General features: G+C 51.4%; 1 protein-coding gene. It reads left to right on the forward strand.

Annotation, left to right across the window (positions count from 1 at the left end):
* A partial coding sequence (locus tag HNW77_RS17405) for a transposase (protein ID WP_172159352.1) occupies positions 1–255 on the forward strand: 255 nt, incomplete at both ends.

Raw genomic sequence — 255 nt, forward strand, 5'->3', positions numbered from 1 at the left:
TAAAACCAATACAGCCTCAAGTGTCTGGGCTGACACGGCCTACCGCTCAAAAGCCAATGAAGACTTCATGGAAAAGCAGGGCTTTGTCTCCAAGGTTCATCGCAAAAAGCCGCATCTCAAGCCTATGTCCCGGCATATCCAGAAATCGAATGCAGGAAAATCCATTATCCGGTCGCGTGTCGAGCATGTCTTTGCCGATCAGAAGTCACAGACGGGGCTGTTTGTCCGGACTGTCGGTATCAGCCGAGCCACCAT

Source organism: Komagataeibacter melomenusus (genome assembly GCF_013155395.1).
Lineage (GTDB): Bacteria > Pseudomonadota > Alphaproteobacteria > Acetobacterales > Acetobacteraceae > Komagataeibacter > Komagataeibacter melomenusus.